The sequence below is a fragment of the Acinetobacter sp. AC1-2 genome, from assembly GCF_016124155.1.
GTDB lineage: Bacteria > Pseudomonadota > Gammaproteobacteria > Pseudomonadales > Moraxellaceae > Acinetobacter > Acinetobacter calcoaceticus.
Genome location: NZ_JABFFO010000001.1, coordinates 1,881,772 through 1,898,455, shown reverse-complemented (window position 1 = coordinate 1,898,455; position 16,684 = coordinate 1,881,772). Strand labels below are relative to the sequence as shown.

Sequence of the window (16,684 nt, the reverse complement as noted above, 5' to 3'; positions counted from 1 at the left end):
ATTAAATAGTTGAGATAAAAAATGAAAAAGACACCATTGTGGGTGGGGGTATGCTTGTGCCCATTATTTACTCAAGTTGTGCATGCCGAGTTTATTGCAGACAGTAAAGCTGAGCTGACACTGCGTAATTTTTACTTTGACCGAGACTATAAAAAAGACCCATATCCCTATACCGCAGCCAGAGATTGGGCGCAGGGTCTAATTTTTAAAGGGCAGTCTGGTTATACCGAAGGAACAGTTGGATTCGGTGTTGATGTACTGGCAATGGCGGGTTTTAACCTGATGGGAAGTCGCGCTGATGACTATGCACGTAGTGGCTTATTACCCGTCAATACTGATAACTCGCGTGACGATTATTATGGAAAAGTTGGAATTACAGGGAAGGCTAAATTTAGGAAAAATGAGCTTTTTGTGGGGGATTTAGTTCCACAATTACCGACCATATTTTCATCGCCAGCGCGTTTATTTCCACAGACTTATCGTGGTATTCGCTTTGTTTCAAATGAAATTCCAAATCTTCAATTAGAAGGATTTTATGTCGACGAAGTGCGTCAACGCGACTCAATTCGCTTTACAGACGTTGGAACGGACAATATCAACCGTCGTTTTGATAAGGCGGCAACCACTGATTCTTTTTACACGCTGGGAGGAAGTTATCAGTTAAAGGACTACCGTTTACGCGCTTACCATGCTGAACTCAAAGACATTTATCAGCAACAATTTTTGGGTTTTAACGGAAAACAGCCTTTAAATGACCAGCTTAATTTTTTAAGTGACGTGCGTTTTTTTAATAGTGAAGAAACTGGAAGCAAAAAAATAGGAGAGGTCGATAACCGCCATATAAGTGGTTTATTTGGTTTGAACTATCAAAACCATACGGTTTCTTTGGGCTATATGCAGTCGTTTGGCTCGACAGGTCTGCCATTTTTGTCGGGAACAGAAAGTCCAGTCGTGCTTGATTTTATGAGTTCTGACTACTCAAATAAAGATGAAAAAGTCTATTCGATTCGTTATGAATATGACTTTAAAAATGCACGATTAGGGGATGTTTCATTAAATGGACTGCGCTTTATGACCCGCTATGCAAAAGGGGAAGATATTGATTTGCTGCAATATGGTGATCAGCGTTTTAAAGAAGAGTCGATGGAGTTTGATTTAGGCTATAAAATTACTGAAGGAAAGTTAAAAGGCCTAGGCATGCGAGCTCGTTTTTCTCACTATCGTAACGATATGCCAAGCAATATGACATTTCACTCGGCAAATGAAACACGGTTGAATGTTGATTACACCTTTAAATTTTAATGCTCAATATTTAAGTAAATTAAAGACAAGTTAAAGCATTGTGAGCATCAATGTTTTAACTTTAGTTATCAACTTCGCGAAATCACTCTATAATACCGCCAATCTTATTAAAGCCAATTGAGTCGTTCATTAAACACATGGCTTTAATCTCTCATTTTTTTAAGTCAATTTCTTCGCTGTGATTCGGCTTATATTTCAATATTTAGAATTTTATGTGTCTGTGCTGACACATAAAAATATTTAGGTGCCAGCATGGAAATCAAGGTTAATTATCTCGACAATCTTCGACAGGAAGCTAAGTTCGATGACTTTACGGTAATTGCCGATCAACCAATTCGCTACAAGGGTGACGGTTCGGCACCGGGCCCATTTGACTATTTTTTAGCATCTTCCGCATTGTGTGCAGCGTACTTTGTAAAAGTGTATTGTGCAGCTCGAGATATCCCAACCGATAATATTCGTTTATCACAAAATAATATTGTTGATCCTGAAAACCGCTACAAGCAAACGTTTAAAATTCAGATTGAATTACCAGCCGATATTTCAGAGAAAGATCGCCAAGGGATTTTACGTTCAATCGACCGTTGTACTGTTAAAAAAGTCATTCAAACTGGTCCTGAGTTTATTATTGAAGAAGTTGAAAGCATTGATGCAGATGCGCAAGCACTGTTATTGCCAAGCTTAACTTCAGAAAGTCATACCTATATTCAGGGTAAAGACCTGCCATTAGAAGAAACCATTGCCAATATGTCAGCTATTTTGGCAAATTTGGGTATGAAGATTGAAATCGCATCTTGGCGTAATATTGTTCCGAATGTGTGGTCTTTACATATCCGCGATGCACAGTCTCCGATGTGTTTTACCAATGGTAAAGGTGCAACTAAAGAAAGTGCTTTGGCATCTGCATTAGGCGAGTTTATTGAGCGCCTTAACTGTAACTTCTTCTATAACGACCAGTTCTGGGGTGAAGAGATTGCCAATGCTGAATTTGTGCATTATCCAGATGAAAAATGGTTTAAACCGGGTCCAAATGGTGAATTGCCTAAAGAAATCTTAGATGAATACTGTCTTGAGATTTATAACCCAGATGATGAATTACTTGGTACGCATTTATATGACACCAATTCAGGTAACGTAGAGCGTGGCATTTGTTCGCTGCCTTTTGTACGTCAGTCTGACGATGAAGTTGTATATTTCCCATCAAATTTAATTGAAAACTTGTACCTAAGTAATGGTATGAGTGCAGGTAATACTTTGGCGGAAGCCCAAGTTCAATGCTTGTCAGAAATTTTTGAACGTGCTGTAAAACGTGAAATTTTGGAAGGTGAAATTGCACTTCCAGATGTACCTGAAGAAGTATTAGCAAAATATCCAGGTATCGTTGCTGGTATTAAAGGTTTAGAAGAGCAAGGCTTTCCTGTATTAGTTAAAGATGCATCGTTAGGTGGTCAGTTCCCTGTAATGTGTGTGACTTTAATGAACCCGCGTACGGGTGGTGTTTTTGCATCGTTTGGCGCACATCCAAGTTTTGAAGTTGCTTTAGAGCGTAGTTTGACTGAGCTGCTTCAAGGTCGTAGTTTTGAAGGCTTAAATGATTTACCACAACCGACTTTCCAAAGTAATGCGGTGACTGAACCGAATAACTTTGTTGAGCACTTTATTGACTCAAGCGGTTTGGTCTCTTGGCGTTTCTTTAGTTCTAAATCTGACTATGACTTTGTTGAATGGGATTTTTCTGGAGAAGGCGAAGAGTCGAATGCAGACGAAGCTGCAACATTGTTCGGTATTCTTGAAGAGATGGGCAAAGAAGTTTATATGGCAGTATATGAGCACCTAGGTGCGACCGCTTGCCGTATTTTAGTACCGGATTATTCAGAAATTTATCTCGTTGAAGATTTGATTTGGGACAATACCAATAAAGCACTTTCATTCCGTGAAGATATTTTAAATCTGCATAGTTTGGATAATGAACAACTTGAGGCGTTGGTTGAACGCTTAGAAGAATGTGAGTTAGACGATTACACCGAAATCACCACACTCATTGGCATTGAATTTGATGACAATACAGTTTGGGGACAGCTTACGATTTTAGAGTTGAAATTGTTGATTTACGTTGCTTTGCAGCAATTTGAAGAGGCAAAAGAGTTAGTCGAAACTTACTTGCAATATAACACCAACACTGTTGAGCGTGGTTTGTTCTATCAGTGCATGAACGTGGTGCTTGAAGTGATGTTGGATGATGAACTAGAGCTTGAAGATTACCTTACTAATTTCCGCCGTATGTTTGGTGACACACGAATGGAGGCAGTATTAGGTTCTGTAGAGGGTAGCGTTCGTTTCTACGGTTTAACGCCGACTAGCATGAAACTAGAAGGACTTGATCGACATTTACGTCTTATCGATAGCTATAAAAAATTACATGCAGCTCGCGCTAAAGCAGTAGCTTCGTAATTTAAAAAGCGAAATAAAAAAAGCCTATTTAAAAAATAGGCTTTTTTTATAAAACAAATTTCTATGTTAAGCAGAAGCTTTGATGATCTCTACGGTTTCTGCATCTGCTCTATGATCTTGTTGCTCATCTAAAGTATGTTTAGCCGGAATATAAGACATTGCACGTTCTGCTAAAGCTGTAATGGTGAGACTTGGGTTAACACCTAAATTGGCACCTAACATTGAACCATCTACAACATATAAGTTTTTATAGTTAAAAACGTGATTCTGTCCATCCACCACGCCACGTTCTGGGCTTGAGGAAATTGCACAGCCGCCCATACAGTGTGCGGTAAAAGGCACGTTAAATAAAATTTCGGTAATGGTCGTCATTGGGTGGCCATTAAACATTTTGGCGACTTTTTCGGTAAATGTATTGGCCTGTGGAATATAAACCGGTAGCTTTTGACCTTCGCTAGATAAAACCTTGCCAAAAGGCCAAAACCAGTTACGCTTCAAGCGCATGTTAATTGAGGCATCGGCAGTTTGCATCACCAAGAAAATCAAGGTTTGACGTGCAAAACCAACCGGATTACTCATGCGTAGAAAAATAAATGGATGGCAGATTAACGCCCATAACCAAAAGAAGATACGTGTCCAACCCGGTTTTCCTTTTGCCATGTAAGTACACATGAGACCCATTGCATCGGAACCATTTTGGTAGCGAGTTGCCTCAATATGAGTGTCATGGTCGATGTAAATACTTGAACCAATGGCAACACCTTTGCTCATGTCGACATCTTTACCAAAGAAACGAACCCCTAAAATAGATTCGGCATTGGTACGAACTCGATTACCCAAGTCATCGGAAATATTTGGCAGAGAACCGGACTGCTTTAAGCGGAACAACATCTCTTGGGTGCCCAAAGATGATGCCGAGAAAATTACGTTGCGTACTCGCCATGTACGACGCTGTTTATTAAACCATGAGGTTGAACATTCAGTGGTTACTTCATAGCCATCACTGCCATCTGCTTTGCCATTGAGTGGTTTAACATCAACAACTTTGGTTTCTTCATAAACCTTGGCGCCATTTTTTTCGGCAAAGTACAAATAGTTTTTATCTAAAGTATTTTTTGCGTTGTGTTTACAACCTGTCATGCACCCGCCACATGCTGTACACGTCGCACGGTCTGGACCTTCACCGTTAAAATATGGGTCAGGGTAGGTTTTGCCGCCTTGTTCACCTTCGGGTGGGAAGAAAGTCGCAACACGTGTCGGTTTAAATGTGTGACCTACACCGATTGCTTCACCCATTTGTTTAAGCATGTGGTCGGCAGGACCAAAAATTTTATTATCCGTCACCCCGAGCATACGTTCTGCTTCAGCATAGTGCTGTGGCATTTCATTTTTCCAGTCCGCAGCATCTGCCCATGTGCCTTCGTCCCAAATATGTTCAGGTGGAACGAGTAGGGTATTGGCATAGGTAATTGAACCTCCACCTACTGCATTCCCGCAAATAATGGTGACATGGCGAAAAAAACGCATATTGAAATAGCCGAAAAGCTTCATGCCCGGACGCCAAATCCAACGGCGGGAATTCCAGTTATTTTTCGCAAAATCTTCGGCTTTCCAGCGACGCCCCATTTCCATTACAGCAACTGAGTAACCTTTTTCGGTTAGACGGCAAGCAGAAACACTACCACCAAAGCCTGAACCAATAATGAGATAATCATAGTCATAATTGTTTGTTGTCATGCCGAGGCTCCTCTCTGGCGATTATTTTTTATATTGACTGTGTATGCTTATCAATGAATTGCCCAATGCGCTCAATCGAGTCATTAGATTCTTTTAGTATACCCGTGTGGAACTGAAAAACATGTCCGACTTGGTCATAAATCCTAAAGTTCGTCGGAATGCCGTATTTTCCAGCTTGTTCAGCAAGACGTTTTGCATCATCTAATAGAACTTCTTTTGTACCAACATGAATCAAAATAGGCGGTAGTCCAGTTAAGTCTGCATAGAGTGGGGAACAGATTGGATCGGTTACTGATTTTTGCACGCAATAGTTTTTTGCACACCACGCTAACCAGTCTTCAGACAGCATCGCATCTTGAGCTGCGTGGGTTTTCATAGTGCTTCCAGAGAGGCTTAAATCAACCCACGGCGAAAGTAAAACCAATGCTGCTGGTAGCGGTAACTTTGCATCTCGAATAGCAATTGTGGTGCTTAAACTGAGTCCGCCACCCGCAGAATCTCCGACAAACACGAGTTTTTTCGGGTCTTGTCCTTGGGCAAGTAAAGCTTGATAGACTGCAACTACATCTTCAAGAGCAGCAGGGTTTGAGTGCTCTGGAGCGAGGCGATATTCAGGTAACCAGACTTGAGCTTGAGCTGCATGTCCGATTTGAGCGGCAAGCTTGGTATGACTTTTTGAACTACCAACCACATAGCCACCGCCATGTAAATACAAGATACCCAGCCCTGACTTAGTCGTTTTGGGCTGAATATGAACTGTTGGCACTTGAGCAATTGTTTGCTTTTTTGTTTTATAACCACGTGGCCCAAGCACAATAGCACTGGCTGCATCACTACAAAAACGTTGTAGCTTAAGTGGTGTTTTTGGGGATAAAGCTGGACGTAACGTGGTACGAATGGTCCATGCAAGAAGCTGCTTCATAATAAGAACTCATACTAGAGCTTGTTATTTATCGACCAGCATCTCTTAAAATTAAGAGTAGGCTGACCACTATTTTTATTTTGCTGATTTGTTGAGTAGGCGAGTTTGCAACGCGGTTGCAGTTGCAAAAATCTTTTGGTAGCCCTGTGGAAGAATACGCTGAATTACATCAACGACTTTTGCATCGGCTCCAATCAGTAAACGGCGACGGTTTTTACGAACAGCCTCTAAAATTTGTTGAGCAGCTTCGTCAGCAGGGGTGCGAAGTAATTTATCGAAAGCATCTTGGCTTTTAACAGGGTCCATTCCTAAAGACTGGACGCTATTATTCATACGGGCAGCTTTGGCAATATTGGTACGAATACCACCCGGATGAACACACGTCGCGCTAACCCCAGCATTTTGCATATCAAGTTCTTGGCGTAGCGATTCAGTAAAGCCACGAACAGCAAATTTACTGGCGTTATAGGCACTTTGGGTCGGTTGAGCTGTTAAGCCAAACATGCTGGAAATATTAATAATATGCCCATCACCACTTTGCTTTAAAAATGGTAAGAATTCTTTAGTGCCATAAACCACACCCCAAAAATTAATACCAATGAGCCATTCAAGATCTTCATAGCTCACACCTTCAGCCGTGCTACCTATTGCGACACCAGCATTATTAAAGATCAAATTAACTTGGCCATGCTCATTTACAACAGCTTTTGCCCAATCTGCAATTTCAGTACGCTTAGCCACATCAACCTTTTGAGTGGTCACTTTAACTGGGTAGGCTGATAACAGCTCGACTGTTTTGGCTAAGCCCGCTTCACTGATATCGGAAAGTGCTAGATGGCAGCCTTGTTTCGCGAGTGCAATTGCAATTGCTTGTCCAATACCAGAGCCAGCACCTGTCACAGCTGCGACTTTATTTTTAAAAGACTTCATAACATTCTCCGTTTATTTTTCTCATTTCCTATGGTGAAGCTTGTTTAAGAAATAGCCGAAACCTGAGTGTAGTTTTCCACATCAAAGCGACGAGTGCGTTGTCGATATTCAAGGGTAAAACCTGGCCAGTTATTGGTATTCTTACCATCAGCAGTTTGATACCAACTGGTACAACCTTGTGCCCATACGGTTTTCTTCATTTTTTCTTGAATATTTTGGTTGAACTCGTGTTGAACTTCTGCACGAACATTAGTGAATAACAACTTATTTTTTATCAGTGTTTGAATGGCATCTAAAATGTAATTCACCTGACTTTCAATCATGTACACAATTGAGTTGTGCCCAAGATTGGTATTTGGACCATAAAGCATAAAGAAATTAGGGAAACCGCTAACAGTTAAGCCAAGGTATGCTTCTGCACCATCTTTCCATGTGTCTTTTAAGGTACGTCCGTCCAATCCGGTAATTTGCATTGGCGCCATAAATTCAGTTGCAGCAAAACCAGTACCATAAATAATGGTATCAACTTCGCGCAGATTTCCGTCCGTATCTAAAATGCCATTTTCAGTGATTTCTTGAATGCCCGTATGAATAACATCTACATGGGGTTGAGTGAGCGTTTCATACCAGTGGTTAGAAATCAAAATACGCTTACAGCCAATTGGGTAGTCCGGCATTAAACGGTGACGTAATTTGGAATCTTTAACTACCTTACGAATATGGCGCTGGAATAAATATTCCACTAGAGGCATTTCATTCAGCGAAGTTGTAAAAGCCAGCAGACGGATTTCGTGATTTCCATATTGCAAAGCACGATCTAGACTTTGCAAAATCGGTAATTTGCGGAATGCTTTTTTCTCTAAAGGTTGATAAACCCGATCTGGCTTTGGAATGACGTAAGGTGCCGAACGTTGATAGACATCAAGATGAGCAACCTCTTTAGCAATTTCGGGAACAAACTGAATGGCACTTGCACCTGTACCAATTACAGCAACACGTTTTCCATTTAAATCGTAGTCATGATCCCAACGCGCGGAGTGAAAAGCCTTACCTTTAAAGTTTTCAATGCCTCTGAGTTTCGGAAAGGCTGGGCGATTGAGCTGGCCCACAGCACCTACTAAAAATTCAGCTTCAAAATGCTCACCGGTTGTACTTTGAATGTGCCATACACCTTGTAGGGCATCAAATTCGGCACTGGCAATTTCGGTATTAAATTGAACATGTGGGCGAATGTCATATTTATCGGCGCAATGGCGTAAATATTGATAAATCTCTTGAGATGTCCCGTAGCGATTTTTCCAACCCAGTTCTTGCTCAAAAGAAAAAGAATAAAGATGTGAAGGTACATCGCAAGCAGCACCCGGATAAGTATTGTCGCGCCAGACACCGCCAACATCGGCAGCTTTTTCATATAGTGTAAATTGTTCAAAACCGGCTTGTTTGAGACGAATCGCAAGACCCAAACCACCAAAACCAGTTCCTATAATGGCGATGCGTACATTTTTATTTGAATTAGCTGACGAATTAAACATAGGCTGCTCTAAAATCCTTAAAAACAGTGGGCGAAAGAATCGCAATTTCCTGTATGCAGAATAGTCGTTTATTTGCTTGATTTAGAGGATGGATGAGGACAAAATATTGTGATTCGAGGACATTCTGAGCAATACAGTGAAGTATGCATGGGCTTTTGAACGCAGTGTACATAGTGTTCGATTAATGGCTGATTTTGCGGTGGAATCAGCCATTTCTTATCAGACCATTTTAGAAGAGACTGGAATCAGTCAACAGCAATTGCTTGACCCTAATATGGTGGTGACAGGTCAGCAAGAATTGCAGGTTATTCATAACTTGGTTGAGCAGCTTGGAGACAGGCCGACATTAGGCTTAGATGTAGGTACACGCTATCACTTTACAACATTTGGGCCTTTAGGCATGGCCCTCATGAGCAGTGCCAGCATTCGTGAAGCACTTGATTTAGCTTTAACCTATTTTTCACTTACTTTTGCTTTTACCCGATTTCTAGTTTCAGATACAGATGAAGGTATTCGGATTGAGATTGAAGATGAGGGCGTACCACCTTCAGTTCGCCAGTTTATTCTTGAACGGGACGCCGCGGCGCTCATTACGGTGCAACGGGACTTGGTACAAGATAATTTTTGTCAATATATGGCTTTCACTTTCCAGCCTAAAGCTGAGGTACAACCCTATATCGATTTGTTTGGAATTCTGCCGGAGTTTGGGGCGGCTAAGAACTTTGTTTTACTCGATCCACACAAAGTAGATCAAAAACTACAAATGGCCAATGACCTGATTTTGCATACGGCTGAAGAACAATGTAGGCAAATTCTAGATAGGCGCCAAACACAAAAGAAATTTATTAATTTAGTGCAGCAGCAGTTAATGAGGGTTCGAGGGGAAATGCCATCTATGGACATGGTTGCCGATCGTTTGCACTTAAATGCACGTACCTTACGCCGTCATTTGGCTCAAGAAGGTATGACCTTTATTCAAATACGTGAAGAAGTCAGACAGGTTTTAGCAGAACAATATCTGACTTTACCGAAAGCCTCTATTGAGCAAATTGCCGAATGGTTGGGATATGCCGAACCTGCCAGTTTTATTCATGCTTATAAAAGATGGCATGGTAAGACACCGCATGCAGTAAGGTTAAGTGGTAAATCATCAAGCTGAGTTTATTTATTCAAGCGCAAATGCAATAAGCGTGTCGCCGAGGTATGGCGAATTTCATCGATACGCCCATTAAAATAACGTTCAGTAATGGCTTCACCTGACAAATCTTCAACGACCTCAAACCCCATCTGCTCCACGGCATGATGTAAATCAGTAGGTTTGAATTGACCTAATAATGGTTCTTTGAGCAAATGGGTAAACTGGGCAACACCCATGCTACCAATGCGTTCGATACCAGTTAATTCCTGAAAATCGGTCGAATAGTCGAGTACCACTTCACTACTGTTTGCAGCAAATTCAGCAATACTTTTTAAAGTTTGCAAGGTTGTTTGCGGGTTTAAGTAGTGAGTTGTGCCTAACCACGAAAAAAATGCAGGAGCAGATGAATCATAGACACTTCTGGTCAGAGCTTCCGAAATAGACTCTTTTTCAAAATTAATTGCGACAAACTCAACTGTAGCAGGAATATTTCCTAGCTTTTTTAGCTTGGCTTGTTTGGCCGCTTGAGTATCAGGATGGTCCACTTCAAAAATTTTCAAAGTAGGGTAATGGTGAGACTCACGTAGTACAAAAGAGTCTAGGCCGGCACCCACTAATACATATTGTTGAGTATTTTGTTGAACTGCCTGATCAAGTAAATCTTCGGCATAACGGGAACGTCCGACCACTTGCCCGGTAAGTAAACCTAAAGTACGGTTTAAAACCGCAGAATTCATTAATTTAACAAGAAGTTGGCTAGATAGAAGTTTTTTCCAGCCTTTACTGGTCAGTTCAAAAGCATAAGGGTCTGAAAATACAGGGTGTATAGTATTTTGAAAATGATTTGCACGTAATGCAGCGGCGGCTTCGGCGGTACGACTTGATTGACCTTCTTTCATCTTTATCCTGTTTTTTTATTTCTTGAAGATATTCAACGAAGAAGGCAGTGTATTTCATGAAAACCTAAAATACACTGCCTATTTCTTACAACGGATTTGATCAAAATTACAAATTAATGAGTCTTTGTCGTTTGATATGTCACTTCATAATCTTTCAAATCGACGTTTTTCAAACGTTGTTTCAGCTTTTTCAATGACCATGGCCATGCAGCGAAGTTACGGCCGTTGGCATCAAGGTAGTAACTCTTACAACCACCACTATTAAATACAGTTGTTTTTAAGTGTTTTTGCACCAGATCATTATGCTTTTTAATAACTTCGGGCTTAACGTTGAACTTGCTAATACCCTTGTTCTTAATTTTCAATAAGCCATCTACAATATAGTCTAGCTGAGCCTCAGCTAAGCCAATAAAAGAGTCATAAACCAAGACATTCGGTCCTAAAATTAAAAATGCATTCGGCACATTTTCAATGTTGGTACCTAAATAAGCCTCAGGTGAACTATCTTTCCATAAATCTTGTAAACATTGACCTTTTTCATTATGAACACGTTTACCAATTGGCGGATGAGATACCTCAAAACCAGTGCCCCAAATAATTACGTCAACTTCATGGCGTTCACCATTGGCAGCAACAACAGTATTGCCTTCAACTTTCACTAAACCATGAGGAATAAGGCTGGTATTTGGTGCTTGTAGCGCAGGGTAGTAATTGTTAGCAAACAAAATACGCTTACAACCAATATCAAAGTTTGGCGTTACATTTTTACGTAGCACAGGGTCATTAATCTGCAATTTAAGTAATTGCTTACCCAGTACATTTACCGGTTTAAGTGCAAGCGGGTTACGTAAACCAAAGTTAATTGCATTGAGGGTTAGTGCTACACTTTTACGCCAGCTTGCCTGAATGGATGGATATTTAGCAATCACTGATTTACTAAATTCGCCCAAGTCTGTGTCTGGTTTTGGTAGTACCCAAGGTGCTGTACGTTGGAACACAAAAAGTTCTTTCGCTTTTGGTTGAATTTGGGGCACAAACTGGATTGCTGATGCGCCAGTACCAATCACGGCAATGCGTTTACCTGTCAAATCATAATCATGGTTCCATTTAGCTGAATGGAACATCTCACCTTTAAACGTATCTAAACCTTCAAGACGTGGAATTTGTGCTTCAGTAATTGGACCTGTAGCGAAAATAACAGTTTTAGATAAATACTGACCAGTAGTGGTATCAAGTACCCACACATGGCGTGACTCATCCCATGCGGCGTTCAGCAATTCGTTGTTAAATTCGATTTTAGATGAGACATTAAACTCATTACTCACATCTTCCAGATAACTTAAAATTTCTGGTTGTCGAGCAAATAAATGGCTCCACTTTGCACTTGGTGCAAACGAGTAAGAATAAAGTGCAGATGGCACATCACAGCCACAGCCTGGATAGGTGTTTTCACGCCATGTTCCACCAACACGGCCAGCTTTTTCAATAATTTTATAATTGGTATAGCCAACTTGATCTAGGCGAATGGCAGTAGCTATACCTGAAATGCCGGCACCTACAATAAAGGTGTCGAAAATGTGGTTGGGTGAATTGACAGCTTTTTTTGCCGATGCATTTGTTTTCATTTGAGCAGTCATATGCGTACTACCTATAAATTTCTTATTTAAATAATTTGTAAGACGTGCCAAGGAACTTGTTATACAAGCTTGGTGATGCACGTTTCATGAGCCAGAATAACTTCGCATCGATTTGAGGAATGGTGTAAAGCTCATTCTGATCAAGGCGGTTCAGTGTTAATTTGGCTACACTATCACTTGTGGTGAGGGCATAATTCATGAGTGCATGGTCTGCAAGCTTTGAATATCGCCCTGGAATCCGACCATTTTTGATGATATTGGTTGGAACCAAAGTGGGGCAGAGTACATTGACTTTAATATTGAACTTATGCAGCTCGGCAGAAAGAGTTTCTGACAGTGCACGTACACCAGCTTTAGTCACGTTATAGGCGGTCATTTCTGGTGCAGCCGTATACGATGCAGCGGAAGCAACGTTAATAATCGCACCATAACCTAACTTTTTAAATTTTGGGACGAAAGCATGACAACCGTGAATAACACCCCAAAGGTTGATATTCATGACCCAATTCCAGTCTTCGAGCGTCATTTCATCGAATTTTCCGCCTAAACCTACACCTGCATTATTAATGACAAGGGTGACAGGGTGCCCAAGTAAGATCTCAGCAGTTTCTGCTAGATCTGCAACCTGTTCAGAGTTACCGACATCGCAACGCATAGCAAAAGCTTTCGCGCTTTGTTGTTCAAGAATTTTTACGGTTTCTTCAGCAGCTTCGAGATTAATGTCTGCACAAACCACACTGCCACCACGTTTTGCCAGTTCAATTGCAAAACTTCGACCAATCCCACTGCCTGCACCTGTCACCACGGCATAAGCTTTTTGGCTTGGTTTAACTTTCTTTTTGCCAAATAAAATCATGATTCATCCATAAATAACTTGAAGAGATGCCAGCTATCTGTTTGATAGCTGGAAATGTAGGACGATTAAGACATGCGTACTGGTGGGGTAAATTCTTTAACAAAGTAAGGAGCAATTGCACCGCCTTCGTTCAGCAATTTCTTTTTGTAGTACTCAAGATATTCAGTCGTATCATGGTCATTTGGGTGAAAATCTGGACGTAAATAGTCAAGAATTTGACCAATTGTACTTCCGAAAACGCCATCTTTCGGGCCAAAGATTAAACCTACACCACGACGGGCATCTTTCCAGAATTTTAAGGTGAACATCTCTTGTGGTTTTCTTAAAACAGGAACAAATAAGGTCGTCGCAGGAATAAGCCCTAAGATGGTAATTAGAGCAAGGACGAAACCAGAAGCTCGTAATGGGTAGCTGCCATTTAAGATTTGGTAGACATCATAGGCAATATCTTTATGCTCAGACTCTTCAAGCATATGCCACATCCACAAAGCACGACTTTTCGCATCATCTGAATAATAGAAGTTTTTTTCATGCTTCATCATGTATTCAGCAAGTACAGCAGTAAAATGCTCAATACCCGCCATCATTGATAATTTGAGTGGCTGCGGAAACTTTAAAAACACATATTTAAAGAAGTTCGAGCCAAGGAAACGATAGAGTGCAACAGGATATTCAGCATCTTGAAGTGCATCGTTATATTCATTGTGCAATTTTGAGTGAATTGCTTCTTGGCCAATGAGCGAAGTCACTCGCTGTTTTAAGATAGGGTCTTTAATAAACTCACGGTGATGGCGAGCGGTTTCGATCACAAGATCTTCACCATAAGTTAAAAAAACTGAAAGTGTGGCAAAAAACAAGGTGGCAAATTGATTGTCCATATAGAATCTGACATCAATTTCCTTACCATCAAAACCAATATTTAAATGACGGATTGGAATAGTGCTTTTACTAGCAAAATCCGGCAACTCAATTTCACGTTGAAATTTAAGTTTGTTAAATGATTTTTTTACTGTGGTCGAGATCATAGCGACACCTTGAGACAAATCAGTAGTAGTGCATTTTGATGAAAATCAATAAACTTAATGTTCAACAAGGCACTGTAAATTCCATTTTCAAAGCAGAGTGTTCTCTGGATTGACTACGGTGTTGTTGCTCCGTTATTTGTTTGATTATTTGGCTGAATAACGGAAAGAAGAGTTGAGACACACAGAATTTCTAAGTGACTCTTCTTTAATTTTTTCATATTAATCTGACTTTATGTTCGGATTCAATTCGGGTAAATTTTTAAATATATAAAAGTAATTTATCAATTTCTTGCATAAGAAAAACTTTAATAAAAATTTATTCATATTGTTGAAAAATAATAAATAATTTATTCTTATTAATGTCGTTAGAGTAAATATAAGAATGTTTCGATATCTTTAATCGCATCTATTTTGAAGGCTTTTTTTGATCAAGTTTGACAACTATTCGGATTTTGTTTTTTTATTTCTACCGAGTCTGATTACATGCTAATCTGACTTTATGTTCGGATTATTGATTAGATCGTATGACCACGCGTAAACCTCGTCAAACTCGAGCCAAAGTTACTGTCGATACTATTATTGAAGCGGGTTTTATTGCAGTGGCGCTTCATGGACCAAGTGGCACCACCACACGCCATATTGCAGAAATTGCAGGGGTGAGTGTCGGATCTTTATATGAATATTTTAAAAATAAAGAAGAAATTTATGATGCGATGAATCACTATTTTGTTCGAGAAATTTTGGACATGATTACGGAACTTACGCCAACTATTTTACAGTTGGAGTTAGAACCAGTCATTGAAATGATTTTTTATACTTTTAGTGATTTATTAAAGAAAAATAATGACCGTTATTTAACTGTTTTACGTTATGCAGGCGAGTTACAGTACGATAAATACATTCCAAAAATTGAGCAGGCTTTAGTGGAAGTCATCATGAAATATATGATGCATAATCCTAAATATTTAAAAATTAACAACGTAGCTGTGATTACGTACATCTGCATTAATAGTGGGATTTTTAATGTGGCGCGGCATCTTATTTTGCCAAATCCTTACATTAGTTTTGATGAAATGGTGCAGGGGTTAACCACTATGATCATGAGTTATATCAATGCAGAGATGTCGCGCTCAGAAGAGCATTGATCACAGTTAGACTTTTTCAATTTGTATAAACGCTAAAAAAGCCCTCACATAAAGTTTTATGTATGGGCTTAGCTTCATTATGGCATGGTTGGAACTTCTTCCGGACGCATATCAAAAATCAGAATTTCAGCATGATCACCATTGGTAAACGATAAGTTTCCACCATCACGGATACGTGCAGCATCGCCAGTGTTAAAGGTTTTACCATTTACATCAACGCGACCTTTGGCAACATGTAGGTACACATATCGACCGTCAGGAATCGCAAATTCGGCAGTTTCTTCACCATCAAAAAGACCTGAGTAAATATTAATGTCTTGTTTGATGGATAAAGTTTTTTCACCGCCTTTTGGTGAAATAATCAAATGCAATTTACCGCGTTTGTCTTCTTCATTAATATGAATTTGTTGATAACCTGGATCTGTATTTACTTCACTTGGAACGACCCAAATTTGTAAAAAATGTACGCCTTCTTGAGCGGAGTGGTTAAATTCACTATGAGCCACTCCACGACCTGCACTCATTAATTGAATGTCACCAGGCACAATTACAGAACCTGTACCCATCGAGTCTTTATGCTCTAATGCACCTTCAAGTACATAGGAAATAATTTCCATATTATTGTGAGGGTGAGTACCAAAGCCTTTAGACGGAGCAACATTATCATCATTAATTACAAGTAGATCTGAAAAACCGACTTGTTTCGGGTCCCAATAATTAGCAAATGAAAAGCTATGTTTTGATTGTAACCAGCCGTGATGTGCTGCGCCACGTTCATGAGATAAACGCATATCAAACATGATCTACTCTCCTAATTTAATTTTTTCTCTGAGTGCAGTTTATCGTAGCGATTATTGTAATAAAGCTCTAAAAATGGAAAGCTTGGTACGATTTATAGAACGATAAAATGGAAAGCTATTTCTTAAATAAGAAAAAGGGTTCTTTTAGTTAAAATTGGAATTTTACTTTTAAAGCTAAAGATGAAAAAGGGAAATGGCTAGCTACCTAAATAATTTTAAATATAACAATTGAAAGAAAAATCGATCTTTTTATCTTATTCAGTGCATAGAAAATTTAGAGATTTTTCATGCGATATACACATTTGTCTAC

The 16,684-nt window shown here is 39.8% G+C and carries 13 protein-coding genes; 4 read left to right on the top strand and 9 right to left on the bottom strand.

Annotated features, from left to right (window positions below; all coding sequences use genetic code 11):
- Positions 1-21 precede the first annotated feature (21 nt).
- Positions 22-1,302: an OprD family outer membrane porin gene (locus HL290_RS08855; RefSeq protein ID WP_198496227.1), complete on the top strand. Its 1,281-nt coding sequence runs from the start codon at positions 22-24 to the stop codon at positions 1,300-1,302.
- 252 nt (positions 1,303-1,554) lie between these two features.
- The gene (locus HL290_RS08850) at positions 1,555-3,753 is read left to right on the top strand and encodes an OsmC domain/YcaO domain-containing protein (RefSeq protein ID WP_198496226.1); all 2,199 of its coding nucleotides are present in this window, start codon (positions 1,555-1,557) and stop codon (positions 3,751-3,753) included.
- A gap of 66 nt (positions 3,754-3,819) precedes the next feature.
- Here the strand turns inward: HL290_RS08850 and HL290_RS08845 are convergent, their stop codons facing one another.
- From HL290_RS08845 to HL290_RS08830, 4 genes are all read right to left on the bottom strand, one after another.
- Entirely contained in the window at positions 3,820-5,490 is a 1,671-nt protein-coding gene (locus HL290_RS08845; RefSeq protein ID WP_198496225.1) for a GMC oxidoreductase, read from the bottom strand.
- Positions 5,491-5,518: 28 nt separating this feature from the next.
- Positions 5,519-6,412 (bottom strand): alpha/beta hydrolase, encoded by an 894-nt coding sequence (locus tag HL290_RS08840; protein ID WP_198496224.1) that lies wholly within the window; start codon positions 6,410-6,412, stop codon positions 5,519-5,521.
- A 75-nt stretch (positions 6,413-6,487) separates the two neighbouring features.
- On the bottom strand, positions 6,488-7,342 hold the full coding sequence (locus HL290_RS08835) for an SDR family NAD(P)-dependent oxidoreductase (protein WP_198496223.1): 855 nt from the start codon (positions 7,340-7,342) through the stop codon (positions 6,488-6,490).
- A gap of 44 nt (positions 7,343-7,386) precedes the next feature.
- Positions 7,387-8,874 carry a flavin-containing monooxygenase gene (locus HL290_RS08830; protein WP_198496222.1) on the bottom strand — a complete coding sequence of 496 codons (1,488 nt, stop codon included), beginning with the start codon at positions 8,872-8,874 and terminating at the stop codon, positions 7,387-7,389.
- 136 nt (positions 8,875-9,010) lie between these two features.
- Between HL290_RS08830 and HL290_RS08825 the strand changes: the two genes are divergently transcribed.
- On the top strand, positions 9,011-10,033 hold the full coding sequence (locus HL290_RS08825) for an AraC family transcriptional regulator (RefSeq protein WP_198496221.1): 1,023 nt from the start codon (positions 9,011-9,013) through the stop codon (positions 10,031-10,033).
- A 2-nt stretch (positions 10,034-10,035) separates the two neighbouring features.
- On the opposite strand, the gene HL290_RS08820 is transcribed toward HL290_RS08825, so the two are convergent.
- The 4 genes from HL290_RS08820 to HL290_RS08805 form a co-directional block, all read right to left on the bottom strand.
- Complete coding sequence (locus HL290_RS08820; RefSeq protein WP_198496220.1) at positions 10,036-10,911, bottom strand: class I SAM-dependent methyltransferase; 876 nt, start codon at positions 10,909-10,911, stop codon at positions 10,036-10,038.
- Positions 10,912-11,024: 113 nt separating this feature from the next.
- Complete coding sequence (locus HL290_RS08815; protein WP_198496219.1) at positions 11,025-12,548, bottom strand: flavin-containing monooxygenase; 1,524 nt, start codon at positions 12,546-12,548, stop codon at positions 11,025-11,027.
- A gap of 22 nt (positions 12,549-12,570) precedes the next feature.
- A complete protein-coding gene (locus HL290_RS08810) occupies positions 12,571-13,404 on the bottom strand; it encodes an SDR family NAD(P)-dependent oxidoreductase (RefSeq protein WP_198496218.1) in 834 nt (277 codons plus the stop codon).
- Positions 13,405-13,469: 65 nt separating this feature from the next.
- Positions 13,470-14,429 (bottom strand): metal-dependent hydrolase, encoded by a 960-nt coding sequence (locus HL290_RS08805; protein ID WP_017391594.1) that lies wholly within the window; start codon positions 14,427-14,429, stop codon positions 13,470-13,472.
- A 524-nt stretch (positions 14,430-14,953) separates the two neighbouring features.
- Here HL290_RS08805 and HL290_RS08800 point away from each other — a divergent pair.
- Complete coding sequence (locus HL290_RS08800) at positions 14,954-15,574, top strand: TetR/AcrR family transcriptional regulator (RefSeq protein WP_003652710.1); 621 nt, start codon at positions 14,954-14,956, stop codon at positions 15,572-15,574.
- A gap of 77 nt (positions 15,575-15,651) precedes the next feature.
- On the opposite strand, the gene HL290_RS08795 is transcribed toward HL290_RS08800, so the two are convergent.
- Entirely contained in the window at positions 15,652-16,374 is a 723-nt protein-coding gene (locus tag HL290_RS08795; RefSeq protein ID WP_198496217.1) for a pirin family protein, read from the bottom strand.
- Between the last annotated feature and the right edge of the window lie 310 nt (positions 16,375-16,684).

Bases quoted from the DNA above. Each gene is read 5' to 3' on its own strand.
- HL290_RS08855 (WP_198496227.1), top strand. From the start codon at position 22: ATGAAAAAGACACCATTGTGGGTGGGGGTATGCTTGTGCCCATTATTT.
- HL290_RS08850 (WP_198496226.1), top strand. From the start codon at position 1,555: ATGGAAATCAAGGTTAATTATCTCGACAATCTTCGACAGGAAGCTAAG.
- HL290_RS08845 (WP_198496225.1), bottom strand. From the start codon at position 5,490: ATGACAACAAACAATTATGACTATGATTATCTCATTATTGGTTCAGGC.
- HL290_RS08840 (WP_198496224.1), bottom strand. From the start codon at position 6,412: ATGAAGCAGCTTCTTGCATGGACCATTCGTACCACGTTACGTCCAGCT.
- HL290_RS08835 (WP_198496223.1), bottom strand. From the start codon at position 7,342: ATGAAGTCTTTTAAAAATAAAGTCGCAGCTGTGACAGGTGCTGGCTCT.
- HL290_RS08830 (WP_198496222.1), bottom strand. From the start codon at position 8,874: ATGTTTAATTCGTCAGCTAATTCAAATAAAAATGTACGCATCGCCATT.
- HL290_RS08820 (WP_198496220.1), bottom strand. From the start codon at position 10,911: ATGAAAGAAGGTCAATCAAGTCGTACCGCCGAAGCCGCCGCTGCATTA.
- HL290_RS08815 (WP_198496219.1), bottom strand. From the start codon at position 12,548: ATGACTGCTCAAATGAAAACAAATGCATCGGCAAAAAAAGCTGTCAAT.
- HL290_RS08810 (WP_198496218.1), bottom strand. From the start codon at position 13,404: ATGATTTTATTTGGCAAAAAGAAAGTTAAACCAAGCCAAAAAGCTTAT.
- HL290_RS08805 (WP_017391594.1), bottom strand. From the start codon at position 14,429: ATGATCTCGACCACAGTAAAAAAATCATTTAACAAACTTAAATTTCAA.
- HL290_RS08800 (WP_003652710.1), top strand. From the start codon at position 14,954: ATGACCACGCGTAAACCTCGTCAAACTCGAGCCAAAGTTACTGTCGAT.
- HL290_RS08795 (WP_198496217.1), bottom strand. From the start codon at position 16,374: ATGTTTGATATGCGTTTATCTCATGAACGTGGCGCAGCACATCACGGC.